The following is a 24,043-nucleotide window of genomic DNA, read 5'->3' as shown; positions in this document are numbered from 1 at the left end:
AACGCAGCTATCAGGTAGCCCTTGGCGTCCTTGAGTTTTTCGCGAGCAAGCTCGCTCCTACAGTGGGTCAGTCGTTCAGACCTGGGACTGGGCGCCCTCGAACCACTTGAGCTTTTCACGCAGTACCACCACCTCACCCACGATCACCAATGTCGGCGCGTGCACTTCATGCTCCGCCACCATGCGCGGCAGGTCGGCCAGGGTGCCGGTGAACACGCGCTGGTTGGACGTGGTGCCCTGCTGGATCAACGCCGCTGGGGTATCGGCTGCACGCCCGTGCTTGATCAACTGCTCGCAAATAATCGGCAAGCCAATCAGGCCCATGTAGAACACCAGGGTCTGCGACGGCCCGACCAGGTCCTGCCAGGGCAGATCCGAGGTATTGTTCTTCAGGTGGCCGGTGATGAAGCGCACCGATTGGGCATAGTCGCGATGCGTCAGCGGAATCCCGGCATAAGCCGCGCAACCACTGGCTGCCGTGATACCCGGCACCACCTGGAACGGGATGCCGTGGGCTGCTAATTCCTCAATCTCTTCGCCACCACGGCCAAAGATGAACGGATCGCCACCTTTAAGGCGCAGCACGCGCTTGCCTTGTTTGGCCAGGTCGACCAGTTGCTGGTTGATCTGGTCCTGGGGCACGGCGTGATCGGCGCGACGCTTACCGACGTACACGCGCTCGGCATCACGACGGCACAGTTCCAAAATCGCCGGCGCCACCAAACGGTCGTACAGCACCACATCGGCCTGCTGCATCAGGCGCAGTGCACGGAAGGTCAGCAAATCCGGGTCACCTGGGCCCGCGCCCACCAAGTACACCTCGCCGGGCGCATAAGGCGGCGCGCCATTGACCTTTTCGATCAACAGGCGCTCGGCCTCCTCGCCCTGCCCGGCCAACTGGCGGTCGGCAATCGGGCCCTGGAACACTTCTTCCCAGAACGCGCGACGCTGCTGCACATCCGGGTACAAACCTTTGACCTGGGCGCGAAAACGCGCCGCCAAACCGGCCAGTTGGCCGTAGGTGGAAGGTATCCAGGTTTCCAGCTTGGCACGGATCAGGCGTGCCAGTACCGGCGCGTCACCGCCGCTGGAGACGGCAATCACCAAGGGTGAACGGTCGACAATCGCCGGGAAGATCACGCTGCACAACGCTGGCGCGTCCACCACATTGACCGGCACGCAGCGACGCTTGGCATCACTGGACACCTGCGCATTCAGTGGCTCATCGTCGGTGGCCGCGATAATCAGGGTGCAACCGTCCAGGTCGGCCTCCTGATAACCGCGCAACATCAATTCCCCGCCACTGCCCAGCACCAGCTCACGCAGCTGGCTTTCGATCTGGGGAGCAACCACCCGCAACACCGCGCCGGCGTCGGCCAGCAGTCGGGATTTGCGCAAGGCAATCTCCCCACCACCGACGACCAACACACGACTGCCGCGCAGGTTATGAAACAGCGGCAGAAATTCCATTTAGCGGATGACCTCAACGCCCGCCATGTACGGCTTGAGCACCTCAGGTACACGGATCGAACCGTCGGCCTGCTGGTAGTTTTCCAGCACGGCCACCAGGGTACGGCCTACGGCCAGGCCCGAACCGTTGAGGGTGTGCACCAGCTCCGGCTTGCCGGTTTCCGGGTTGCGGAAACGCGCCTGCATGCGACGGGCCTGGAAGTCACCGCAGTTGGAGCACGACGAAATCTCGCGGTATTTGTCCTGGCTCGGCACCCACACTTCCAGGTCGTAGGTTTTCACGGCGCTGAAGCCCATGTCGCCCGTACACAGGGCCAGTACACGGTAAGGCAGCTCCAACAGCTGCAACACGCGCTCGGCGTTGGCAGTCAGGCCTTCCAGGGCGTCCATGGAGGTCGACGGCTCTACTACCTGCACCATCTCAACCTTGTCGAACTGATGCTGGCGGATCATGCCACGGGTATCGCGCCCCGACGCGCCGGCTTCGCTACGGAAGCACGGGCTGTGGGCCACCAGCTTCAACGGCAGTTGCTTGGCGTCGAGGATTTCGCCGGCGACGATATTGGTCAGCGACACTTCGGCCGTCGGGATCAGGTACAGGTCGGCTTCGCCGTCGCGGCTGATCTTGAACAGGTCTTCTTCGAATTTCGGCAGTTGGCTGGTGCCCATCAACGCCGGCGCCTGAACCAGGTACGGGGTGTAGGCTTCCTCGTAACCGTGTTCGCCGGTGTGCAGGTTGATCATGAACTGCGCCAGGGCACGGTGCATGCGCGCAATCGGGCCGCGCAGCAAGGCAAAGCGCGCGCCGGACATTTTTGCCGCGGTTTCAAAATCCAGGCCACCAGTCAATTCGCCCAGGGCGACGTGGTCCTTGATCTCGAAATCGAAGGTTTTCGGCGTGCCCCAGCGGCGCACTTCGACGTTGCCGTCTTCGTCTTCGCCGACCGGGACGGATTCGTGGGGCAGGTTCGGAATGCCCAGCAGGATCGAATCCAATTGGGTCTGAATGCCTTCCAGCTCGATTTTGCCGTCGGACAGCTCAGTGCCCATGCGCTCGACATCCGCCATCAACGGCGCGATGTCTTCGCCGCGCTGCTTGGCCTGGCCGATGGACTTGGAGCGCGCATTACGTTCAGCCTGCAGTGCTTCGGTGCGGGTCTGGACGGTCTTGCGCTGTTCTTCCAGCGCTTCGATGCGCGCAACATCCAAGGCAAAGCCACGGGATGCCAGGCGGTCCGCTACGTCCTGAAGGTTGCTACGTAACAGTTTGGAATCGAGCATGTCGGTCTCTCGTTATCAAAGTTTGGTCAAGGACAGGCCAGCCCAGGTGGCGAGCAGCCCGCCGAATACGCTGATGGCCGCATAGCCAATCGCCAGCGGCACTTGCCCGCTTTCCAGCAGGCGCACGGTATCCAGTGAAAAGGATGAAAAAGTCGTCAGGCCGCCAAGAAAGCCAACCATCAGGCCGGCACGTACCTCGACAGGCACTTCCGGGCGTAACAAAAACAGGCCGTATAACACGCCGATCAACAGGCAGCCCACGATATTAACGGCGAGCGTCGCCGTATAGAAGTGTTTCGGCCAATTGGCGTTGATCCAATTGCCGGTAGCAAAGCGCAGCAGTGTACCGGCGATACCTCCGGCCGAGACGGCGACCACCAAAGGAATCATGATTTTCTCCGCTGCCGGGGGCTCAGACGGTCGAGGGCGGCCAGGTGATTGAGCTTCTCACCGATCTTCAGCTCCAGGCCACGGGGCACTGGCTGATAGAACGGCTGCGGTTCAAGCTCATCGGGGAAGTAGTCTTCGCCGGCCGCATAGGCGTCCGGCTCATCGTGGGCATAACGGTATTCGTCGCCATACCCCAGTTGCTTCATCAACTTGGTCGGCGCGTTGCGCAGGTGCAGCGGCACTTCGAGGGAGCCGTGCTCGGCGGCCGCACGCAGGGCCGACTTGAAGCCCATGTACACCGCGTTGCTTTTCGGCGCGCAGGCCAGGTAGGTGATGGCCTGGGCCACCGCCAGCTCGCCTTCCGGGCTGCCCAGGCGCTCCTGCACCTCCCAGGCGGCCAGGCACAGGCTCAGGGCGCGCGGGTCGGCATTGCCGATGTCTTCGCTGGCCATGCGCACTACACGACGCGCCAGGTACAGCGGGTCGCAACCGCCATCGATCATGCGCGCAAACCAGTACAGCGCGCCGTCAGGGTTGGAGCCGCGTACAGACTTGTGCAGCGCGGAAATCTGGTCATAGAAGGCTTCGCCGCCCTTGTCGAAACGCCGGCGTGTGTCACCGAGCAGGCTTTGCAACAGGTCGACGCCAATCTCGCCACCGTCTTCGGCCAGGTCGGAGGCGTTCTCCAGCAGGTTGAGAAAGCGACGCCCGTCACCATCGGCGGCGGTCAGTAAAATCTTGAAGCCTTCATCGCTGAGGCTCAGCTGGCGCTTGCCCAGGCCCTTGTCTTCGCTCAAGGCACGGTGCAGCAGCTTTCGCATCGCCGCTTCATCCAGGCTCTTGAGCACATAGACCCGCGCCCGTGATAACAAGGCGTTGTTCAATTCAAAGGACGGGTTTTCGGTGGTGGCGCCGATAAAGATCAGCGTACCGTCCTCGACGTAGGGCAGGAACGCATCCTGCTGCGACTTGTTGAAGCGATGCACTTCGTCGACGAACAGGATAGTGCGCTTGCCGTATTGCCCGGCCTGCTGCTTGGCCACTTCCACCGCCTGGCGGATCTCCTTCACCCCGGCGAGCACCGCCGAGACCGTTTCAAAGTGCGCGTCCGAGACTTTCGCCAGCAGCCGCGCAAGGGTGGTCTTGCCCACGCCCGGCGGGCCCCAGAAAATCATCGAATGCAGCGCACCCTGCTCCAGGGCTTCACGCAAGGGCTTGCCCCGAGCGAGCAGGTGTTCCTGACCGACGTACTCATCCAGATTGGTCGAACGCAAGCGCGCGGCCAATGGCTGGGCAATCGGGTCACTTCGAAACAGATCCATGGGCAGCGTTTGAAACCTCTGGGCAGTTTATTCCTGGATCACGTCGGCACCCTTGGGGATGTCGAACTTGAACTTGGACGCGGGCACCGGCTGGTTAGCCTTGACCCCGGAGAACAGGATATCGGTGCGCTGGCCGACGCTGTCGACCAGGCGCATGTTGTTGATCACGCCGTTGCCGAACGACAGGGACAGCGTGTCAAACAGCGTGTCCTTGGATTTTGGCTTGAGGGTGAACTCGATGACGTTGCTGGTCTGCTTGGAGGTGATGTCGAAGCTGTCGTTGATTTTCGACACATCACCCGACAACAACAGCGCCGGGGTCTGGTTCAGGCGCGGATCGAGCTTCTTGATGGTGGCCTGTTCCAGGTCCGGGTCCCACAGCGTGACTTTCTGGCCGTCGGAAACGATGGTCTGCTCCGCCTTGCCTTCGGTATGCCAGTAGAACAGCCCTGGGCGCTGCACGGCCATTTCACCGGCGGTTTCCTGCAACTGGGTGCCGCCGGCATCCAGGGTCAGCTGGGAGAAGCGCGCGGTGAGGGTCTGGGATTTGTCCAACAGGTTCTTCAGGCTGGCGACGGAAGCCGGGTCAGCGTGAGCCGAAACAGCGGTCAGGGCCAGGGCCGGCAACAACAGCATGCGGATAAAGCGCATGGGAGTCCTCATTGAGTAGTCAGGGCACGCCGCGTGTTGCCACGCGGCGCGGAATCAGTCGCGCATCTGCCCGGGGGCGATGACTTCACGCGAGCCATTGGTGTTCATTGCGGTCACGACGCCGGCCATTTCCATGGCTTCGATCATGCGGGCGGCGCGGTTGTAGCCGATTTTCAGCTTGCGCTGCACCGCCGAAATCGAGGCGCGGCGGCTTTCCAGTACGAAGGCCACGGCTTCGTCGTAGAGTGCGTCGGTTTCAGCATCATCGTCGCCACCGCTGCTGCCACCGTCGAAGCCGCTGCCGGCCTCTTCCACGCCAGCGAGAATGTCGTCGTTATATTCCGGCGCGCCACGCAGTTTCCAGGCTTCGACCACACGGTGGACTTCGTCATCGGAAACAAAGGCACCGTGAACGCGAATCGGCAGACTGGTGCCCGGCGGCATGTAGAGCATGTCACCGTGGCCCAGCAGTTGCTCGGCGCCACCCTGGTCGATGATGGTGCGCGAGTCGATCTTGCTGGAGACCTGGAACGCCATGCGCGTCGGAATGTTGGCCTTGATCAGGCCGGTGATCACGTCCACCGACGGCCGCTGGGTCGCAAGGATCAAGTGGATACCCGCCGCCCGCGCCTTCTGGGCAATACGGGCGATCAGCTCTTCAACCTTCTTGCCGACGATCATCATCATGTCGGCAAATTCATCGACCACCACCACGATAGTCGGCAGCTTGGTCAGCAGCGGTGCTTCATCGTGAATGCTTTCGCGCTTGTACAGCGGGTCGGTCAGCGGTGTGCCGGCGTCCTGGGCTTCCTTGACCTTGGCGTTGAAGCCCGACAGGTTACGCACGCCCATCTTCGCCATCAGCTTGTAGCGGCGCTCCATCTCGGCAACGCTCCAGCGCAGAGCGTTGGCGGCGTCCTTCATGTCGGTGACCACCGGGCATAGCAGGTGCGGGATGCCTTCGTAGATCGACAGTTCCAACATCTTCGGGTCGATCATGATCAGCTTGGCGTCATCCGGCCCGGACTTGAACAGGATCGACAGGATCATGGCGTTCACACCCACCGACTTACCGGAACCGGTAGTACCGGCTACCAGCAGGTGCGGCATTTTCGCCAGGTCGGTAATCACCGGCTTGCCGCCGATGTCATGGCCGAGTGCCAGGGTGACCGGCGATTTGAAGTTGTCGTATTCAGGGGTCGACAGCACTTCGGAGAAGCGCACGATCTGCCGGTCTTCGTTGGGGATCTCGATACCCACGGTGGTCTTGCCCGGGATCACTTCCACCACACGCACGCTGGTCACGGCCAGGGAACGCGCCAAGTCTTTGGCCAGGTTGGAAATGCGGCTGACTTTTACCCCGGCGGCCGGCTGGATTTCGTAACGGGTAATCACCGGGCCAGGATGGATCGAGTCCACCGACACTTCGACGCCGAATTCCTTGAGCTTGATTTCCAGCAGGTGGCCCACGGCCGCCAGGGATTCCGGGGAATAGTTGAGTTGTTTCTTTTCGGCCGGGTCCAGAATCGAGATCGGCGGCAAGGTGCCTTCGACGGCGCTGTCGATAAACAACGGTGCCTGCTTCTCTTTTTGCACGCGATGGCTGGGCTCCGGCGCCTTGGGCGGTGCCGGGGCGATCACGGGCGGCACCTGCTTTTCACGGTCCGACATGTGCTTGCTCAGGGCCTGCTCGCGCTCGATCAAGCGCTCCTTGACCTTGGCTTGCTCGCGTCGATCCGGCGTGCTTGGAGCCACCACCTCGTTGACACGGGTGTCAACCTCACGCAGCTGCGCCACCATTTGCTTGCGCTCGACACGGGCGGCCCACCAGCGGTTGGCGGCGCCCTGGAACAATTCGAACAGGTCGAGGGTGATCTTGCCGGTCACGTCCATCACCTTGAACCATGACAGGTCGGTGAATACCGTGAGGCCGAACAGGAACAGCGCGATGAACATCAGGGTGCTGCCCTGGATATTCAGGGTCCTGCGCGCCAGGTCGCCAAGGCTTTCGCCCAGAGCCCCGCCTGCGCCCGCCGGCAAGCCGGTCGGTGCATGGAAGTGGATATGCGCCAGCGCCGCGCCCGACAGCACCAGGAACACCAGGCCGATCAGGCGCCAGGAAAACAGCCAGCCGCTCCACTGCCACGGCTCGTGACGCTGGCGGAAGATCTGCCAGGTCTTGATCGCCAGCAACAGCGGAAAAATGTAGGCGAAGTAACCCAGGATCATGAAGAGGATATCGGCGCTGTAGGAACCTACCGGGCCGCCGAAATTCTGCACATCATCGATCTTGCTGTTATGGCTCCAGCCCGGATCGTCCTTGCCATAGGTGAGCAAGGCCATCATCAGGAACAGGCACAGCGCACCGATGGCAATCAGTGCGCCTTCCTTGAGTCGGTAATGCAGGTGCTGGCGCCAGGCCGGTACGACTGCTGCTTTAGGTGCTGCGGCGGATTTCTTCAAAACGGGTCTATTCCTGCGCCTTTAGCGCGTCCATCTGTTGAATGACTACACACGACTGCTCTATCCGGAGCAGCTGAAAAATGAACGAATGTTGCTGAATCTACTTTTAACATCAGGTGACGGATAGGTGAAATGGCGATAACGCCACAATGGCCGCATTGTACGGGTTTGCGTGCGTGATGCCACACACTTGCCCTTCACCTGACTGCGCGGACAATTTGAGCACGCATTGTCTTTGCTGACAAAGGCTTATGAGCTGTATTTAGCAATCCAGGCAAGCTTGGCAAATGGCCGGCATGTGCCAGACCCGATTACGACCACACCCTGTGTATAGAGTTGCAGAAACACCCGCTCATGCTAATCCACGTCAATAGCCTATTCGGGCTGGCCCCGTGGCGCCGGGTCGTCAATAATCAACGCTTGCGGCGCAGGTGAATGACCTGCCACTCCCCTCCCCTACCGTAAGCCTGGATGCCATGCTGACCTGGTTACAACGCGACACCCTGACGTTCCCTCCCCTGGCCAAGGCCATGCGCGAACCCAACGGCCTGCTCGCCGCCGGTGGCGACCTGTCGGCCGAACGATTGATCCAGGCCTACCGACATGGCTGCTTCCCCTGGTTCTCCGAAGGCCAGCCTATCCTCTGGTGGTCACCCGACCCGCGCACAGTGATATTCCCCGACGAGCTGCATGTTTCCCGCAGCCTGGGCAAATTATTGCGCCAGCAGCGCTATACCGTGACCTTCGACCAGGATTTCGCCGCCGTCATCCAAGCCTGCGCCGCGCCCCGCGCCTACGCCGATGGCACCTGGATCACCGAAGGCATCCAGCAGGCCTACCTGGAGCTGCACCAGCGAGGCTACGCGCATTCCGTCGAGGTCTGGGACCAGGGCGAACTCGTGGGCGGCCTGTATGGCCTGGCGATGGGGCAGCTGTTTTTTGGCGAGTCCATGTTCAGCCGCGCCGACAACGCCTCCAAATTCGGTTTCGCCACATTGACCCGGCAACTGCAAGCCTGGGGGTTTGCGCTGATCGACTGCCAGATGCCCAACGATCACCTGCACAGCCTGGGTGCCCGCGGCATACCGCGCAGCGTCTTCGCCGACTTCCTGCACAAACATCTGGACCAACCCAACGCTGGGCCGTGGGTTTCCTAGGCGACTTTCGCACACGTGGCTTACACTTATTTCAAAGCTTATCCCGAGGGTTGATCATGACCGAGCTGGCGCGCTTGAAGTTCTATGCCACTCAAGCCCACTCATGCAGCTATCTGCCCGACGAGCAGGCCACCACGCTGTTCCTCGATCCCAGCCAGCCCATGGACGTGCATGTGTATGCCGACCTGTCCGAGATGGGCTTTCGGCGCAGCGGCGATCACCTGTACCGCCCCCATTGCCAGAATTGCAATGCGTGTGTGCCTGCGCGCATCCCGGTGGCTCAATTTTCGCCCGACCGTAACCAGAAACGTATTCTCAAGCGCAACGCCGACTTGACCGTACACGCCACTAAACCTCAATACAGCGAAGAATATTTCGATCTCTACCAACGCTACATCGAACAACGCCACGCCGACGGCGATATGTTTCCGCCCAGCCGCGACCAGTTTTCCACGTTCCTGGTGCGTGACCTGCCCTTTTCGCGCTTCTACGAGTTCCGCCTCGACGGCCGCCTGCTGGCCGTGGCGGTGACCGACCTGCTGCCCAATGGCCTCTCGGCGGTGTACACCTTCTACGAACCGACCGAAGAACGCCGCAGCCTCGGGCGTTTCGCCATCCTGTGGCAAATAGGCGAAGCGCTGCGCCTGGAGCTGGAAGCGGTGTACCTCGGATACTGGATCAAGAACTGCAAAAAGATGAACTATAAGACTCAATATCGGCCCATTGAGCTGCTGATTAATCAAAGATGGGTCACGCTTAACTAGAACCCCTTGGCTTGAACACCCTTTTTCGGGCACAATGCACGCCGCTTTTGCCTGGCGCAGTTGCACCGGGCCATTCACTGGATACCGAGGGCTTTACTGCATGTCGAAAGAAGACAGCTTCGAAATGGAAGGCACTGTCGTCGACACCCTGCCCAACACCATGTTTCGTGTGGAGTTGGAAAATGGGCACGTCGTAACCGCGCATATCTCCGGCAAGATGCGCAAGAACTACATTCGTATTCTTACCGGTGACAAAGTGCGCGTCGAGCTGACGCCCTATGACTTGAGCAAAGGGCGCATCACTTACCGCGCTCGCTAAGCAAGTCAATACAAAACGCCCGGTTATGCCGGGCGTTTTTGTGTGCGCAGGATTTAACAGTCACCGCTTGACTCTGTGGGAGCTGGCTTGCCTGCGATAGCGGCGGGTCAGATATAGATGCGCTATTGAAGGACCGCCATCGCAGGCAAGCCAGCTCCCACAGTTGAACGTCATTACTTCGTAAATCGTATTGCACACAGCAAAAAGGCGCCTTTCGGCGCCTTTTGCAATGTTGCAGCTAACGATCAGGCCATTTCCGCCGTGGTCTCGAACTCGAAGGTCAGCTCGCCGTCCTTCAGATCGATGTGCACCACGCCGCCATGGTCGGAGAGTTCGCCGAACAGGATTTCTTCGGCCAATGGCCGTTTGATCTTGTCCTGAATCAGACGCGCCATTGGGCGTGCGCCCATTGCCGCATCGTAGCCGCCCTCTGCGATCCAACTGCGGGCCGCTTCCGTCACATCCAGCTGCACGCGCTTGTCTTCCAACTGCGCTTGAAGCTCGGTGAGGAACTTGTCCACCACGCTTTTGATGACCTCATGGCTGAGGCGACCAAACTGGATAATGGTGTCCAGGCGGTTGCGGAACTCCGGCGTGAAGCTCTTCTTGATCACTTCCATGGCATCAGACGAGTGATCCTGATGCGTAAAGCCGATCGAAGCACGCGCCGCGGTTTCAGCACCGGCGTTGGTGGTCATGATCACGATCACGTTGCGGAAGTCTGCCTTGCGCCCGTTGTTGTCGGTCAGGGTGCCGTGGTCCATGACCTGCAACAGCAGGTTGAAGACTTCCGGGTGAGCCTTTTCGATTTCGTCGAGCAGCAATACGCAGTGTGGCTGCTTGGTGATCGCCTCGGTCAACAGGCCGCCCTGATCGAAGCCGACATAGCCCGGAGGCGCGCCGATCAAACGCGACACCGTGTGGCGCTCCATGTACTCGGACATGTCGAAACGCACCAGCTCGATGCCCATGGCCTTGGCCAACTGGCGAGCCGCCTCGGTCTTGCCGACGCCGGTCGGGCCTGCGAACAGGAACGAACCGACTGGCTTGTCCGGCGACTTGAGGCCCGCACGGGACAACTTGATCGCCGTGGACAGCGAGTCGATGGCCGCATCCTGACCAAACACGGTGAGCTTGAGGTCGCGCTCCAGGTTACGCAGCAGCTCCTTGTCGGAACTGGTGACGTGTTTTGGCGGAATCCGCGCGATCTTGGCCACGATGTCCTCGACCTGAGGCACGTCGATGCGCTTCACGCGCTTCTCGACCGGCTGCAGGCGCTGGTAGGCACCCGCCTCGTCGATCACATCGATGGCTTTGTCTGGCATGTGCCGGTCGTTGATGTAGCGCGACGCCAGCTCAGCCGCCGCACGCAGGGCCTCATCGGTGTACTCGATGCCATGGTGCGCTTCAAAACGCCCCTTGAGCCCGCGCAGGATGCCGATGGTGTCTTCAACCGAGGGCTCGGACACGTCAACTTTCTGGAAGCGACGCGCCAGGGCGCGGTCTTTCTCGAAGATGCCGCGAAATTCCTGGAACGTGGTCGAACCAATGCAGCGGATATCACCGGAGGACAGCAGTGGCTTGAGCAGGTTGGAAGCGTCCATCACCCCACCGGAAGCCGCACCGGCGCCAATGATGGTATGGATCTCGTCGATGAACAGGATGGCCTGCGGGCGTTTTTTCAGCTCGCCGAGCAACGCCTTGAAGCGCTTCTCGAAATCGCCACGGTACTTGGTCCCGGCGAGCAACGCGCCCAGGTCAAGGGAGTAGACGACACTGCTGGCCAGCAGGTCTGGCACCTGGTTGTCGACAATGCGCTTGGCCAGGCCTTCGGCAATCGCGGTTTTACCCACGCCCGCCTCGCCCACCAGCAATGGGTTGTTCTTGCGACGACGCGCCAGGATCTGCGCTACACGCTCAACCTCATGCTCACGCCCCACTAGCGGATCGATCCGCCCCTGGCGCGCCATTTCATTGAGGTTACTTGCATAGGCATCCAGCGGGTTGCTGGAAGAAGAAGACTCGCCGCCCTCCTCGTCCTGCATGTCCTGCTCACCCTCGGAATGATCGCCGTGCCCAGGCACCTTGGAGATACCGTGGGCGATGTAGTTGACCACATCAATACGGGCAACGCTCTGCTGCTTGAGCAGAAACACGGCCTGGCTTTCCTGTTCGCTGAAAATCGCCACCAGCACGTTCGCGCCTGTGACCTCACGCTTACCGGAGCTCTGTACGTGGAACACAGCACGCTGCAATACCCGCTGGAAGCCCAGGGTTGGCTGGGTTTCGCGGTCCTCGTCATGCACGGGGATCAGTGGCGTGGTGGAGTCGATAAACTCCTGCAGGTCATGCTTGAGCTTGTCAAGGTTGGCGCCGCACGCACGTAGAACGGTGGCGGCAGCTTCGTTATCCAAAAGTGCCAGCAAAAGGTGTTCGACGGTCATGAATTCATGACGCTTCGAACGAGCCTCCTTGAAGGCAAGATTGAGGGTGACTTCGAGCTCGCGGTTTAACATAGCTTCACCTCATACCCAAGTGGTCGGCGTTAACCGTCCTTCTCGATTTCACAGAGTAGCGGATGCTGGCTTTCCCTGGCGTACTGGTTGACCTGCATGGCCTTTGTCTCGGCTATGTCGCGGGTAAACACTCCACATACTGCCCGTCCTTCTGTGTGAACGGCCAGCATTACCTTGGTCGCCAACTCGCGGTTCAGGTTGAAAAACACCTCGAGCACTTCGACGACGAAATCCATCGGTGTGTAGTCATCATTAAACAAAACCACCTTGTACATCGGCGGCGCCTGTAAAGCAGGCTTCGCCTCTTGAACAGCAATGCCTGCAGAACCGTCGTCATGTTCCTGATCCGGGCGATCCTGATTGAATGTTAGTCGAATCTGGCTGTTTGCATGCATGGGAAAGAAAGGTTCGTCAGTGGTTCAATTACAGTGGTGGGGGCGACCTGTCAGAATTTCAACTCTGACCGCCTGGTCGCCTTGACTATCGGCGAAACGGTGTTACAACCAATAGAACCCACAGTGGGTAAAAAAGGTCCGCGCAGTCAACCTTATTTATTCGGGTTAGGACGGATAGACAGGATGATACTCCAGTGATGGAGTCTGGTGCAGAGGGATATGGGAATGGCTAGTGGTAAGGTCAAATGGTTCAATAATGCCAAAGGTTTCGGCTTCGTCATTGAAGACGGCAAGACTGAGGACCTTTTTGCGCATTTCTCAGCGATCCAGATGGAAGGCTACAAAACGTTGAAAGCGGGTCAGCGTGTCAACTTTGAAATCATTCAAGGGCCAAAAGGCATGCATGCCGTAAATATTGTTGATGCGCCTGCCACTGCAGGCGTGAAAGAAACAAAGGTAGAAAAATCAGAGAAGCAACGGGCCTGACCAGCCACTGAAATTAAGCACTCAAAGCAAACCGGCCGCCCCGATTCATCAGGGCGGCCGGTTTTCTCTGCCTGTTTACATATGCTTGATCAACGCATCACCAAATCCCGACGACGACACCAACGTAGCGCCATCCATCAGACGCTCGAAGTCATAGGTCACGGTCTTGGCCGAAATCGCGCCGTTGGTGCCCTTGATGATCAGATCCGCCGCCTCGACCCAGCCCATATGCCGCAGCATCATTTCTGCCGACAGGATCAATGACCCTGGGTTGACCTGATCCTTGCCCGCATATTTAGGCGCAGTACCATGGGTGGCTTCAAACATTGCAACGGTGTCCGACAGGTTGGCCCCCGGTGCAATACCGATGCCGCCCACTTCCGCCGCCAAGGCATCGGACAGGTAGTCACCATTGAGGTTAAGCGTGGCGATCACGTCATACTCGGCCGGGCGCAGCAGGATCTGCTGGAGCATGGCGTCGGCAATGGCATCCTTGACCACCACATTCTTGCCGGTCTTGGGGTTCTTGAACTGCATCCACGGCCCGCCATCGAGCAGGGTCGCGCCGAACTCTTCAGCCGCCACCTCGTAGGCCCACTCCTTGAAGGCCCCTTCGGTGAACTTCATGATGTTGCCTTTGTGCACGATGGTCAGCGAGTCGCGGTCGTTATCCACCACATACTGCAAGGCCTTGCGCGCCAGGCGCTTGGTGCCCTCTTTGGAGACCGGCTTGACGCCAATCCCGCAATCCTGGTCGAAACGGATCTTGGTAACGCCCATTTCTTCCTTGAGGAACTTGATCACCTTGATCGCCTCCGGCGAACCGGCCTTCCACTCGATGCCGGCGTAAATATCCTCGGAGTTCTCACGGAAGATGGTCATGTCCACGTCGCCAGGCTTTTTCACCGGGCTGGGCACGCCTTCGAACCAGCGCACCGGGCGCAGGCACACATACAGGTCGAGTTGCTGGCGCAGGGCCACGTTCAGCGAGCGGATGCCGCCGCCGACCGGCGTGGTCAGGGGACCCTTGATGGACACCACGTAATCCTTGACCGCCTCCAGGGTTTCCTGGGGCAGCCACGTATCCTGGTCGTAGACTTGCGTGGCCTTTTCGCCAGCGTACACCTCCATCCAGGAGATTTTGCGCTTGCCGCCGTAAGCCTTTTCAACAGCGGCGTCGACCACCTTGATCATCACCGGGCTGATGTCGACGCCAATACCGTCACCTTCGATGTAGGGGATGATCGGTTGGTCAGGAACATTGAGAGAATGGTCTGCATTGACGGTGATTTTGTCGCCGACTGCCGGAACCTGAATCTTCTTGTATCCCATGCTGAACTCCATCTATGGATTGAACATCTGGCTGCGTTCGAGCCTACTCCAGATAAATGGCGACTGAAACCTCACGCCATGCTCATTTGCATCGAAAACAGCATATTTGGTGGCCTACAAGCCTGAAAGCAAAGGGAAAAGCGCCAATCTTGAGCACATCCCACCACCCCGTGCGCCTGCGACCTTTAGACCAATGGACGAGCCTCCTTTTTCATGAAGGCTCAGCGTAAGCATAGCGACCTATGTATAATGCCGCCGCTGACCAAAGAGTCACGACGGCGGACCGCTCTAGAACGTAGCCTTTCGCCAGAAAGCCGGACTATTACCATAGCCCACCCGCTTGACGCTCGACTGATGCAAACCAACATCACCGCGAAGAAACCTCGACATTTCGCTCATGGATGACTTTGAACGAACGCGCTCTACCCGGCGCATCTCGAGTTTCTGCGCACGCTTTCAGCAAAGAAGAGAGTTAATCCGAATATGCCCACCCGCTCGAAGATCATCTACACCTTCACCGACGAAGCCCCAGCCCTCGCCACCTATTCACTGCTGCCTATCGTAGAGGCCTTCACCGCTTCCGCTGATATTGCCGTGGAAACCCGCGACATTTCCCTCGCCGGGCGCATCCTCGCAAGCTTCCCCGAGCAACTGGGCACCAAGGCCATCCCGGACCACCTCGCCGAACTGGGCGACCTGGCCGTTACGCCTGAAGCCAACATCATCAAGCTTCCCAACATCAGCGCCTCGACCCCGCAGCTGCAAGCCGCGATCAAGGAACTGCAGGCCCAGGGCTACGCCCTGCCGGACTACCCTGAAACCGTAACCACCGACGCAGAAAAAGAAACCCGTGCACGTTACGACAAGGTCAAGGGCAGCGCCGTGAACCCGGTCCTGCGCGAAGGCAACTCCGACCGTCGCGCACCGCTGTCGGTCAAGAACTACGCACGCAAGCACCCGCACAAGATGGGCGCCTGGGCCGCCGACTCCAAGTCGCACATTGCCCACATGAACAACGGCGACTTCTACGGCAGCGAAAAAGCCGTGCAGATCGAAGCCGCTGACGCTGTCAAAATTGCGCTGGTCGCAAAGGACGGCACCACCACCGTCCTGAAGGAAAAGACCAACGTACAGGCCGGCGAAATCATCGACACCGCCGTGCTGAGCAAAAAAGCCCTGCGCAGCTTCATCGCCGCTGAAATCGAAGACGCCAAGAAGCAAGGCGTGCTGCTGTCGGTCCACTTGAAAGCCACCATGATGAAGGTCTCCGACCCGATCATGTTCGGCCAGATCGTTGCCGAGTTCTATAAAGACGCCCTGGCCAAGCACGCCACCGTGCTGGAGCAGATCGGCTTCAACCTGAACAACGGCATCGGCGACCTGTACGCCCGCATCAAGGCCCTGCCGGCCGACCAGCAAGCGCAGATCGAAGCCGACATCCAGGCGGTCTACGCCGCGCGCCCTGCCCTGGCGATGGTCAACTCCGACAAAGGCATCACCAACCTGCACGTGCCGAGCGACGTGATCGTCGACGCCTCGATGCCAGCAATGATCCGCGACTCCGGCAAGATGTGGGGCACCGACGGCCAGTTGCACGACACCAAGGCCGTGATCCCGGATCGCTGCTACGCCACCATCTACCAGGCGGTCATCGAAGACTGCAAGGCCAATGGCGCCTTCGACCCAACCACCATGGGCAGCGTGCCAAACGTTGGCCTGATGGCCAAGAAAGCCGAAGAGTACGGCTCCCACGACAAGACCTTCCAGATCAAGGCTGACGGCGTTGTCCGCGTCACCGACAGCCAGGGCAACCTGCTGATGGAACAGAACGTCGAAGCTGGCGACATCTTCCGCATGTGCCAGACCAAAGACGCGCCGATCCAAGACTGGGTCAAGCTCGCCGTCAACCGTGCTCGCGCCAGCAACACCCCGGCCATCTTCTGGCTGGACCCTAAGCGCGCCCACGATGGTGTAGTCGTCGAGAAAGTTCAGGCTTACCTCAAAGACCACAACACCGAAGGCCTGGACATCCGCATCATGGCCCCGGTCGATGCGATGAAGTTCACCCTGGAGCGCACCCGCAAGGGCCTGGACACCATCTCGGTGACCGGTAACGTACTGCGCGACTACCTGACCGACCTGTTCCCGATCATGGAACTGGGCACCAGCGCCAAGATGCTGTCGATCGTGCCGCTGATGAACGGTGGCGGCCTGTTCGAAACCGGCGCTGGCGGCTCGGCTCCAAAGCACGTGCAGCAACTGCTGGAAGAAAACTTCCTGCGCTGGGATTCTTTGGGCGAGTTCCTGGCCTTGGCCGCATCCCTTGAGCACTTGGGTGTGACATACAACAACCCGAAAGCCCTGGTACTGTCCAAGACCCTGGACCAGGCTACCGGCCAGTTCCTGGACAACAACAAGTCGCCATCGCGCAAAGTCGGCAACATCGACAACCGCGGCAGCCACTTCTACCTGGCGCTGTACTGGGCACAAGCCCTGGCCGCCCAGACCGAAGACACTGCACTGCAAGCGCAGTTTGGCGAATTGGCCAAAACCCTGGCCGAGAACGAAGCAACCATCGTTGCCGAACTCAACGCCGTACAGGGCAAGCCAGTGGACATCGGCGGCTACTACGCGCCGAACCCAGAGCTGACCAGCAAAGCCATGCGCCCAAGCAACACCCTCAATGCGGCGATTGCCAAGTTGAAGTAAGGTTGTAAGGATGCAAAGAAGCCCCGGCCAAGTGCCGGGGTTTCTGCTTGTAGGGACTTCATTGAAGAAACCCAATCCAATGTGGGAGCTGGCTTGCCTGCGATTGCAGTCTGTAGGAGCGAGCTTGCTCGCGAAAAACTCAAAGGCGCCGCGTTCATTCAGCAAGCACGCGTTATCGTTGACGTTTTTCGCGAGCAAGCTCGCTCCTACAAAAAAGCCTTAATTGACTGGCATTAAGGCAAGCCAGCTCCCACATTGACCGAGTCACCTTCCAGATACCGAGGTTCGCAATGACCTGGCTCCCCCACATCACCGTCGCCACCATCGTCGAAGACAACGGCAAGTTCCTGATGGTCGAAGAACTCAAGGGCGGCCGCGCCGTGCTCAATCAGCCCGCCGGCCACCTGGACCCGAACGAAACCCTGACCGAAGCCGCCGTGCGCGAGACGCTGGAAGAAACCGGCTGGGACGTGGAAGCCACCGGCATCGTCGGCATCTACCTGTACACCGCACCCAGCAATGGCGTGACCTATCAACGGGTCTGCTTTGTCGCCAAGGCCCTGAGACACCACCCGGAGTACCAACTCGACGAAGGCATCCTGCGCGCCCGCTGGTTGACCCGTGACGAGCTGATGGCGGTGCGCGACGACTGGCGCAGCGAGCTGATTATCCGCTGCATCGATGATTACCTGGCCGGCCAGCGCCACAGTCTCGAATTGATCCGCCCTTCTCTTTAGCCTTGCGGGCCCAGGCCTGCTAGAATCGCGTCCTTTTTCAAGACACCCGTTGAAACCCTATGCGTGATCCAGCCCCTTCTGACACACAAAAGAAGCGCGTCATCGTCGGCATGTCCGGCGGCGTGGACTCTTCCGTTTCCGCCGTTCTGCTCATGGAGCAGGGTTATGAGGTGGAAGGCCTGTTCATGAAGAACTGGGAAGAAGACGATGGAACGGAATACTGCACCGCCATGGACGACCTGGCCGACGCCCAGGCCGTGTGCGACAAGATCGGCATCAAGCTGCACACCGCCAACTTCGCCGCCGAGTACTGGGACAATGTGTTCGAGCACTTCCTGGCCGAATACAAGGCCGGCCGCACGCCGAACCCGGATATCCTGTGCAACCGCGAAATCAAGTTTAAGGCCTTCCTCGACTACGCCATGATGCTCGGCGCCGACCTGATAGCTACCGGCCACTACGTGCGCCGTCGCGATATCGATGGCCGCACCGAATTGCTCAAGGGCCTGGACCCGAACAAGGACCAGAGCTACTTCCTGCATGCCGTCGGCGGTGAACAGATCGCCAAAACGCTGTTCCCGGTCGGCGAGCTGGAAAAGCCCGAAGTGCGCAAGATCGCCGAGAAGCACGGCCTGGCCACCGCCAAGAAGAAAGATTCCACCGGTATCTGCTTTATCGGCGAGCGGCGTTTCAGCGACTTCCTCAAGCAATACCTGCCCGCGCAACCGGGCGAGATCAAGACTACCGACGGTGAAGTGATCGGCCGTCACCACGGCCTGATGTACCACACCATCGGCCAGCGTCAGGGCCTGGGCATTGGCGGCCTGAAGGACGCAGGTGAAGAGCCGTGGTACGTGCTGGTCAAAGACCTGGAAAACAACGTGCTGGTGGTCGGCCAAGGCAATGAGCATCCGCTGCTGTTCTCCGGCGCCCTGCTCGCTTCCGAGATCTATTGGGTCAACCCTATCGACTTGAGCACCCCGCGCCGCCTGACCGCCAAAGTGCGTTATCGCCAGAGCGACCAGCCCTGCACCCTGGAAAAGACCGCCACCGGTTACCGCGCCACCTTCGATGACCCGCAACGCGCGGTCACCCCTGGCCAGTCCGTGGTGTTCTATGACGGCGAAATCTGCCTGGGCGGCGGCGTGATTGAAGTTGCGCAAGCCTGGAGCAACCCGGCATGAGCCCGACCCAGGAGCAGTTGACAGCCCTTGGCGGTGTGTTTCTCGCTGCGGTACTGGTGGACAAGATCGCCAAGACCGGCCAAGTCACTGAAGCCGGCCTGACCTGCATGCTCGGTAGCCTGCTGATCCGCGATCCCAAGGACACCCTTGAGGTTTACGGCGGCGACGACCTGGCGCTGCGTGAAGGCTATCGCGCCCTGATCGGCGCCCTGGAGCGCGACCCCAGCACCTTGCAGCGCGAACCGTTGCGCTATGCCCTGTCGATGCTTGGCCTTGAGCGCCAACTGGCCAAGCGCGACGACCTGCTGGACACCATCGGCAAGCGCCTGCCGCAGATCCAGTCCCAGGTAGAACACTTCGGCCCGGCCCACGAAAACGTGATCGCAGCCTGTGGTGCGCTGTACCAAGACACCTTGAGCACCCTGCGCCAGCGCATCCAGGTGCACGGCGATATGCGCAACCTGCAACAACCCAACAACGCGTCGAAAATCCGCGCATTGCTGCTGGCCGGTATTCGTTCGGCACGCTTGTGGCGCCAGCTGGGCGGTCATCGCTGGCAGTTGGTGATCAGCCGGCGCAAATTGCTCAAAGAGCTTTACCCGTTGATGCGCAACGAATAAGTCGCACCAACAGGCTGTTTTCAAGCCATTACGCGTAATACGCCGGTCAGTTGGCGACGGACCGGCGGATTTTTTCATGTATGATACGCGCCCCATTTCGTTGCCCGACTGTCCGAGAACACCCCATGCAGCTCTCTTCGCTCACTGCGGTTTCCCCTGTTGACGGCCGCTACGCCGGCAAAACCCAGGCCCTGCGCCCTATTTTCAGCGAGTACGGCCTGATCCGTGCCCGTGTCCTGGTTGAAGTGCGCTGGCTCCAGCGCCTGGCCAGTCACCGCGCCATCAGCGAAGTGCCGGCGTTTTCCGCCGAGGCCAACGCTGTATTGAACGCCCTGGCGGAAAACTTCTCCCTGGAGCACGCCGAGCGTGTGAAAGAGATCGAGCGCACCACCAACCACGACGTCAAAGCCATCGAATACCTGCTCAAAGAGCAAGCGGCCCAACTGCCGGAACTGGCCAAGGTCAGCGAGTTCATCCACTTTGCCTGCACCAGCGAGGACATCAACAACCTGTCCCACGCCCTGATGCTGCGCGAAGGCCGTGATGACGTGATGTTGCCGCTGATGCGCCAGACTGCCGAAGCCATCCGCGAGCTGGCGATCCGTTTCGCTGCCGTGCCGATGCTGTCGCGCACCCACGGCCAGCCGGCCTCGCCAACTACCCTGGGCAAAGAACTGGCCAACGTTGTGTACCGCCTGGAGCGCCAGATCGCCCAAGTCGCCGCCGTGCCATTGCTGGGCAAGATCAACGGTGCCGTAGGCAACTACAACGCCCACCTGTCGGCCTACCCTGAGATCGACTGGGAAGCCAACGCCCGCGCCTTCATCGAAGACGAGCTGGGCCTGGGTTTCAACCCCTACACCACGCAGATCGAACCGCACGACTACATCGCCGAGCTGTTCGACGCGATTGCACGCTTCAACACCATCCTGATCGATTTCGATCGCGATATCTGGGGCTACATCTCCCTGGGCTACTTCAAGCAGCGCACCATTGCCGGCGAAATCGGTTCGTCGACCATGCCGCACAAGGTCAACCCGATCGACTTCGAAAACTCCGAAGGCAACCTGGGTATTGCCAACGCCCTGTTCCAGCACCTGGCCAGCAAGTTGCCGATCTCCCGCTGGCAGCGCGACCTGACCGACTCCACTGTACTGCGCAACCTCGGTGTCGGCTTTGCCCACAGCGTGATCGCATACGAAGCCAGCCTCAAAGGCATCAGCAAGCTGGAGCTCAACGAGCAGAAGATTGCCGCTGACCTGGACGCGTGTTGGGAAGTACTGGCCGAGCCGATCCAGACCGTGATGCGCCGCTACAACATCGAAAACCCCTACGAGAAGCTGAAAGAATTGACGCGCGGCAAGGGCATCAGCCCCGAAGCGCTGCAAACTTTCATCGACGGCCTGGACATGCCAGCCGCGGCCAAGGCCGAGCTGAAACTGCTCACCCCGGCCAACTACATCGGCAACGCTGTAGAGCAAGCCAAGCGCATCTGATCCAAGCAAGCTCCTTTGAGACGCCCGGCCGCGCCGGGCGTTTTTATTCCTGTCTTAAAAGTGCTTTTTTTCAATAGGTTACACATGAATCCTGATATCCCTCTTCAACTTCTGGGCGGCATCACGGCACGGGAATTCCTGCGCGACTACTGGCAGAAAAAACCGCTGCTGATCCGCCAGGCCCTCCCTGACTTCGAAAGCCCGATCGATGCCGACGAACTGGCAGGCCTGGCCCTGGAAGAGGAAGTCGAGTCGCGCCTGGTGATCGAACACGGCGAGCGCCCGTGGGAACTGCGCCGCGGCCCGTTCGCCGAAGACGCTTTCAGCACCCTGCCCGAGCGTGAGTGGACCCTGCTGGTGCAGGCGGTCGACCAGTTCGTGCCGGAAGTGGCTGAGCTGTTGGAGCACTTCCGCTTCCTGCCGAGCTGGCGTATCGATGATGTGATGATCAGCTTCGCCGCGCCGGGTGGCAGCGTCGGTCCGCATTTCGATAACTACGATGTGTTCCTGCTGCAAGCCCAGGGCAAGCGCAACTGGAAGATCGGCCAGATGTGCAATTCCGAAAGCCCGTTGCTGCAACACGCCGACCTGCGCATCCTCGCCGAATTCGAAGAAAGCGCCGAATGGGTACTGGAACCGGGCGACATGCTCTACCTGCCGCCGCGCCTGGCCCATTTCGGTATTGCCGAAGACGACTGCATGACCTATTCCGTCGGTTTCCGTGCACCGAGCGCCGCTGAAGTGCTGACCCACTTCACCGACTTCCTCAGCCAGTACCTGACCGACGAAGAACGCTACACCGACGCCGACGCCCAGCCGGTCAGCGACCCGCACCAGATTCAGGGCGACGCACTGGACCGCCTCAAGGGCCTGCTCGCCGAGCACATGAGCGATGAGCGCATGCTGCTGACCTGGTTCGGCCAGTTCATGACCGAACCACGCTACCCGGAGCTGGTAGCCGGCGAAGAGTTGGGCGAAGAAGACTTCATCAACAGCCTGCAAGACGGCGCGATCCTGGTGCGCAACCCGAGCGCGCGCCTGGCCTGGTCCGAAGTGGACGACGACGTCCTGCTGTTCGCCAGCGGCCAGAGCCGTTACCTGCCGGGCAGACTGCGTGAACTGTTGAAGCTGGTGTGCTCGGCGGATGCACTGCACAGCGAAAACCTGGGCGAGTGGCTGGCCGACGAAGACGGTCGCGACCTGCTGTGCGAACTGGTCAAGCAAGGCAGCCTGGGGTTCGCGGATGAATAGAATTCACGTAAGTGTCGCGGACTGGCGAAAGGATATCGACGAGATTCGGCGCATTCGTGAAGCGGTATTTATCGCTGAACAATCGGTCCCGCCTGAACTGGAGTGGGACGCGGACGATGCCGGCGCCATGCATTTTCTTGCATACGAAGGCGACTTCCCGATTGGCACTGCTCGACTGCTGCCCAGCGGCGAGATCGGGCGCGTGTCGGTACTCAAGGACTGGCGCGGGCTGAAAGTCGGCGACAAGCTGATGGAAGCCGTGATTGGCGAGGCTGTGAAACGCGGCCAGACCCGGCAGTTCCTGAGTGCGCAGGTGTATGCGGCGCCGTTCTATGAGCGGCTGGGTTTCAAGATTGTCAGCGATGAGTTTCTTGAGGTCGGGATTCCGCATGTGGATATGGTGCGCGAGGGCTAATTCGAGACCGCGCCGCCTTTATCGCAGGCAAGCCAGCTCCCACATTTGACTGCATTCCAAGTGTGGGAGCTGGCTTGCCTGCGATAGCTATTTCAGCAACACCCTGAATGCCCTGCCTGCCAGGGCATTTTGCCGTCTACGATTCAACTTGCACCCTGCCAGGCCGACAAACTGGCACTATCAAGCAAATGACTCGCAGAGATAACGGACATGTCCCTACGCACCCTGCTCACCGCCCTCCTGATGACCGTCAGCGCTTGCGCCATGGCCGCCACTGAAGTCGTCAACCTGAACAACCGCACCAGCGCCGACCTGCTGCCCGTGGCGCAGAACTTCATCGGCAAGGACGGCACCGTCAGCGCCTACGGCAACCAACTTATCGTTAACGCTGAGCCCGCCAAGATCGAGGGCTTGCGCGCACTGCTCGGCCAATTGGATACACCGGCCAAACGCCTGCTGATCACCGTCGATACCAACGAGAACAACCAGCAGAACAGCGGTGACAGCCAGACCCGCATCATCAGCTACGGCACTGCCAGCCGCGACGGTGGCGTGCAGCAGATCCAGGCCAGCGAAGGCGTGCCTGCGCTGATCCAGGTCGGCCAGAGCGTACCGCTGACCACCACGCAACAGGACAGCTATGGCCGTCTGCAAAACCAGACCCAGTATCGCAACGTCACCCAGGGCTTTTACGTGACCGCCAGCGTCACTGGCGAAACCGTACACCTGGCCATCAGTACCAACCGTGACCGCATGAGCCAGGAACGTCCCGATGTAGTGAACGTGCAAAGCACCGACACAACTGTCAGCGGCCGCCTGGGCGAATGGATCCCCCTGGCCGGCATCAATCGCGAAACCCAGGCGGACAAATCCTCTACAACCCGCAGCTACTCTACTCAGGGCCGCGATGACCTGACTTTACGGGTCAAGGTCGACACCCTGAACTGAAGCACCGAAAACTGACTGGCAAGTCGCATTAGACTAAAGATGTAGTGCTTTAAAAAAAGCACTACAAAACATTTGACGAGCCAAAAAAGCATGGGCATGATGGCCTCGCTCCCGCTAATCAGGGGCCCTGGCAAGGG

General features: G+C 60.1%; 21 protein-coding genes. 12 read left to right on the top strand and 9 right to left on the bottom strand.

What is annotated here, in order from left to right; all coding sequences use genetic code 11:
- Positions 1-75: 75 nt before the first annotated feature.
- Genes cysG through ftsK form a run of 6 tightly spaced genes read right to left on the bottom strand, consistent with a single transcriptional unit; the run spans position 76 to position 7,577 of the window.
- Positions 76-1,470, bottom strand: coding sequence for a siroheme synthase CysG (gene cysG / locus QK296_RS12130; protein ID WP_003192077.1), 1,395 nt, complete (start codon positions 1,468-1,470; stop codon positions 76-78).
- Positions 1,471-2,751: a serine--tRNA ligase gene (gene serS, locus QK296_RS12125; protein ID WP_047711147.1), complete on the bottom strand. Its 1,281-nt coding sequence runs from the start codon at positions 2,749-2,751 to the stop codon at positions 1,471-1,473.
- 15 nt (positions 2,752-2,766) lie between these two features.
- Positions 2,767-3,141 (bottom strand): fluoride efflux transporter CrcB, encoded by a 375-nt coding sequence (gene crcB / locus QK296_RS12120; protein WP_003192080.1) that lies wholly within the window; start codon positions 3,139-3,141, stop codon positions 2,767-2,769.
- Complete coding sequence (locus QK296_RS12115; RefSeq protein ID WP_003192082.1) at positions 3,138-4,463, bottom strand: replication-associated recombination protein A; 1,326 nt, start codon at positions 4,461-4,463, stop codon at positions 3,138-3,140. Before QK296_RS12115 ends, crcB begins: the two co-directional genes overlap by 4 nt.
- Before the next feature lie 27 nt (positions 4,464-4,490).
- Positions 4,491-5,114 carry an outer membrane lipoprotein chaperone LolA gene (gene lolA, locus QK296_RS12110; RefSeq protein ID WP_003174700.1) on the bottom strand — a complete coding sequence of 208 codons (624 nt, stop codon included), beginning with the start codon at positions 5,112-5,114 and terminating at the stop codon, positions 4,491-4,493.
- A gap of 54 nt (positions 5,115-5,168) precedes the next feature.
- On the bottom strand, positions 5,169-7,577 hold the full coding sequence (gene ftsK / locus QK296_RS12105; RefSeq protein WP_003192084.1) for a DNA translocase FtsK: 2,409 nt from the start codon (positions 7,575-7,577) through the stop codon (positions 5,169-5,171).
- A 476-nt stretch (positions 7,578-8,053) separates the two neighbouring features.
- Between ftsK and aat the strand changes: the two genes are divergently transcribed.
- From aat to infA, 3 genes are all read left to right on the top strand, one after another.
- Positions 8,054-8,734, top strand: coding sequence for a leucyl/phenylalanyl-tRNA--protein transferase (gene aat / locus QK296_RS12100; RefSeq protein WP_094774532.1), 681 nt, complete (start codon positions 8,054-8,056; stop codon positions 8,732-8,734).
- A 56-nt stretch (positions 8,735-8,790) separates the two neighbouring features.
- Entirely contained in the window at positions 8,791-9,498 is a 708-nt protein-coding gene (locus QK296_RS12095; protein ID WP_044274593.1) for an arginyltransferase, read from the top strand.
- A gap of 100 nt (positions 9,499-9,598) precedes the next feature.
- Complete coding sequence (infA, locus tag QK296_RS12090) at positions 9,599-9,817, top strand: translation initiation factor IF-1 (RefSeq protein ID WP_002553999.1); 219 nt, start codon at positions 9,599-9,601, stop codon at positions 9,815-9,817.
- Between the two features lie 245 nt (positions 9,818-10,062).
- Here infA and clpA read toward each other — a convergent pair whose 3' ends face one another.
- Positions 10,063-12,333 carry an ATP-dependent Clp protease ATP-binding subunit ClpA gene (gene clpA, locus QK296_RS12085; RefSeq protein WP_003192090.1) on the bottom strand — a complete coding sequence of 757 codons (2,271 nt, stop codon included), beginning with the start codon at positions 12,331-12,333 and terminating at the stop codon, positions 10,063-10,065.
- 29 nt (positions 12,334-12,362) lie between these two features.
- Positions 12,363-12,728, bottom strand: coding sequence for an ATP-dependent Clp protease adapter ClpS (gene clpS, locus QK296_RS12080; RefSeq protein ID WP_003192092.1), 366 nt, complete (start codon positions 12,726-12,728; stop codon positions 12,363-12,365).
- Between the two features lie 225 nt (positions 12,729-12,953).
- On the opposite strand from clpS, the gene cspD reads away from it, so the two are divergent.
- Positions 12,954-13,214: a cold shock domain-containing protein CspD gene (gene cspD / locus QK296_RS12075; protein WP_003192094.1), complete on the top strand. Its 261-nt coding sequence runs from the start codon at positions 12,954-12,956 to the stop codon at positions 13,212-13,214.
- A gap of 75 nt (positions 13,215-13,289) precedes the next feature.
- On the opposite strand, the gene icd is transcribed toward cspD, so the two are convergent.
- Entirely contained in the window at positions 13,290-14,546 is a 1,257-nt protein-coding gene (gene icd, locus QK296_RS12070) for an NADP-dependent isocitrate dehydrogenase (RefSeq protein WP_034134539.1), read from the bottom strand.
- Between the two features lie 483 nt (positions 14,547-15,029).
- On the opposite strand from icd, the gene QK296_RS12065 reads away from it, so the two are divergent.
- The 8 genes from QK296_RS12065 (at position 15,030) to QK296_RS12030 (ending at position 23,906) form a co-directional block, all read left to right on the top strand.
- Positions 15,030-17,255, top strand: a complete 2,226-nt coding sequence (locus QK296_RS12065; RefSeq protein ID WP_003192096.1) for an NADP-dependent isocitrate dehydrogenase — start codon at positions 15,030-15,032, stop codon at positions 17,253-17,255.
- A 290-nt stretch (positions 17,256-17,545) separates the two neighbouring features.
- Positions 17,546-17,992, top strand: a complete 447-nt coding sequence (locus QK296_RS12060; protein WP_003192098.1) for an NUDIX hydrolase — start codon at positions 17,546-17,548, stop codon at positions 17,990-17,992.
- A gap of 59 nt (positions 17,993-18,051) precedes the next feature.
- Positions 18,052-19,176 (top strand): tRNA 2-thiouridine(34) synthase MnmA, encoded by a 1,125-nt coding sequence (gene mnmA, locus QK296_RS12055; RefSeq protein ID WP_034133822.1) that lies wholly within the window; start codon positions 18,052-18,054, stop codon positions 19,174-19,176.
- Positions 19,173-19,796, top strand: coding sequence for a high frequency lysogenization protein HflD (gene hflD, locus QK296_RS12050; protein WP_003192101.1), 624 nt, complete (start codon positions 19,173-19,175; stop codon positions 19,794-19,796). Before mnmA ends, hflD begins: the two co-directional genes overlap by 4 nt.
- Before the next feature lie 125 nt (positions 19,797-19,921).
- Positions 19,922-21,292, top strand: a complete 1,371-nt coding sequence (gene purB / locus QK296_RS12045) for an adenylosuccinate lyase (protein ID WP_003192102.1) — start codon at positions 19,922-19,924, stop codon at positions 21,290-21,292.
- A gap of 84 nt (positions 21,293-21,376) precedes the next feature.
- The gene (locus QK296_RS12040) at positions 21,377-22,543 is read left to right on the top strand and encodes a cupin domain-containing protein (RefSeq protein WP_057710355.1); all 1,167 of its coding nucleotides are present in this window, start codon (positions 21,377-21,379) and stop codon (positions 22,541-22,543) included.
- Positions 22,536-22,958: a GNAT family N-acetyltransferase gene (locus QK296_RS12035; RefSeq protein ID WP_057710354.1), complete on the top strand. Its 423-nt coding sequence runs from the start codon at positions 22,536-22,538 to the stop codon at positions 22,956-22,958. Before QK296_RS12040 ends, QK296_RS12035 begins: the two co-directional genes overlap by 8 nt.
- A gap of 210 nt (positions 22,959-23,168) precedes the next feature.
- Positions 23,169-23,906 (top strand): secretin N-terminal domain-containing protein, encoded by a 738-nt coding sequence (locus QK296_RS12030; protein ID WP_003192107.1) that lies wholly within the window; start codon positions 23,169-23,171, stop codon positions 23,904-23,906.
- Positions 23,907-24,043: the final 137 nt, after the last annotated feature.

The organism is Pseudomonas sp. AL10 (genome assembly GCF_029960685.1).
Taxonomy (GTDB): domain Bacteria; phylum Pseudomonadota; class Gammaproteobacteria; order Pseudomonadales; family Pseudomonadaceae; genus Aquipseudomonas; species Aquipseudomonas lactis.
The sequence above is the reverse complement of the archived record's forward strand: the minus strand, read 5'-3'. Positions and strand labels throughout refer to the sequence as shown.

Bases quoted from the DNA above. Each gene is read 5' to 3' on its own strand.
- aat (WP_094774532.1), top strand. From the start codon at position 8,054: ATGCTGACCTGGTTACAACGCGACACCCTGACGTTCCCTCCCCTGGCC.
- QK296_RS12060 (WP_003192098.1), top strand. From the start codon at position 17,546: ATGACCTGGCTCCCCCACATCACCGTCGCCACCATCGTCGAAGACAAC.
- QK296_RS12065 (WP_003192096.1), top strand. From the start codon at position 15,030: ATGCCCACCCGCTCGAAGATCATCTACACCTTCACCGACGAAGCCCCA.
- QK296_RS12040 (WP_057710355.1), top strand. From the start codon at position 21,377: ATGAATCCTGATATCCCTCTTCAACTTCTGGGCGGCATCACGGCACGG.
- infA (WP_002553999.1), top strand. From the start codon at position 9,599: ATGTCGAAAGAAGACAGCTTCGAAATGGAAGGCACTGTCGTCGACACC.
- lolA (WP_003174700.1), bottom strand. From the start codon at position 5,114: ATGCGCTTTATCCGCATGCTGTTGTTGCCGGCCCTGGCCCTGACCGCT.
- QK296_RS12030 (WP_003192107.1), top strand. From the start codon at position 23,169: ATGTCCCTACGCACCCTGCTCACCGCCCTCCTGATGACCGTCAGCGCT.
- cspD (WP_003192094.1), top strand. From the start codon at position 12,954: ATGGCTAGTGGTAAGGTCAAATGGTTCAATAATGCCAAAGGTTTCGGC.
- hflD (WP_003192101.1), top strand. From the start codon at position 19,173: ATGAGCCCGACCCAGGAGCAGTTGACAGCCCTTGGCGGTGTGTTTCTC.
- crcB (WP_003192080.1), bottom strand. From the start codon at position 3,141: ATGATTCCTTTGGTGGTCGCCGTCTCGGCCGGAGGTATCGCCGGTACA.
- icd (WP_034134539.1), bottom strand. From the start codon at position 14,546: ATGGGATACAAGAAGATTCAGGTTCCGGCAGTCGGCGACAAAATCACC.
- mnmA (WP_034133822.1), top strand. From the start codon at position 18,052: ATGCGTGATCCAGCCCCTTCTGACACACAAAAGAAGCGCGTCATCGTC.
- QK296_RS12115 (WP_003192082.1), bottom strand. From the start codon at position 4,463: ATGGATCTGTTTCGAAGTGACCCGATTGCCCAGCCATTGGCCGCGCGC.
- QK296_RS12035 (WP_057710354.1), top strand. From the start codon at position 22,536: ATGAATAGAATTCACGTAAGTGTCGCGGACTGGCGAAAGGATATCGAC.
- purB (WP_003192102.1), top strand. From the start codon at position 19,922: ATGCAGCTCTCTTCGCTCACTGCGGTTTCCCCTGTTGACGGCCGCTAC.
- serS (WP_047711147.1), bottom strand. From the start codon at position 2,751: ATGCTCGATTCCAAACTGTTACGTAGCAACCTTCAGGACGTAGCGGAC.
- clpS (WP_003192092.1), bottom strand. From the start codon at position 12,728: ATGCATGCAAACAGCCAGATTCGACTAACATTCAATCAGGATCGCCCG.
- clpA (WP_003192090.1), bottom strand. From the start codon at position 12,333: ATGTTAAACCGCGAGCTCGAAGTCACCCTCAATCTTGCCTTCAAGGAG.
- cysG (WP_003192077.1), bottom strand. From the start codon at position 1,470: ATGGAATTTCTGCCGCTGTTTCATAACCTGCGCGGCAGTCGTGTGTTG.
- QK296_RS12095 (WP_044274593.1), top strand. From the start codon at position 8,791: ATGACCGAGCTGGCGCGCTTGAAGTTCTATGCCACTCAAGCCCACTCA.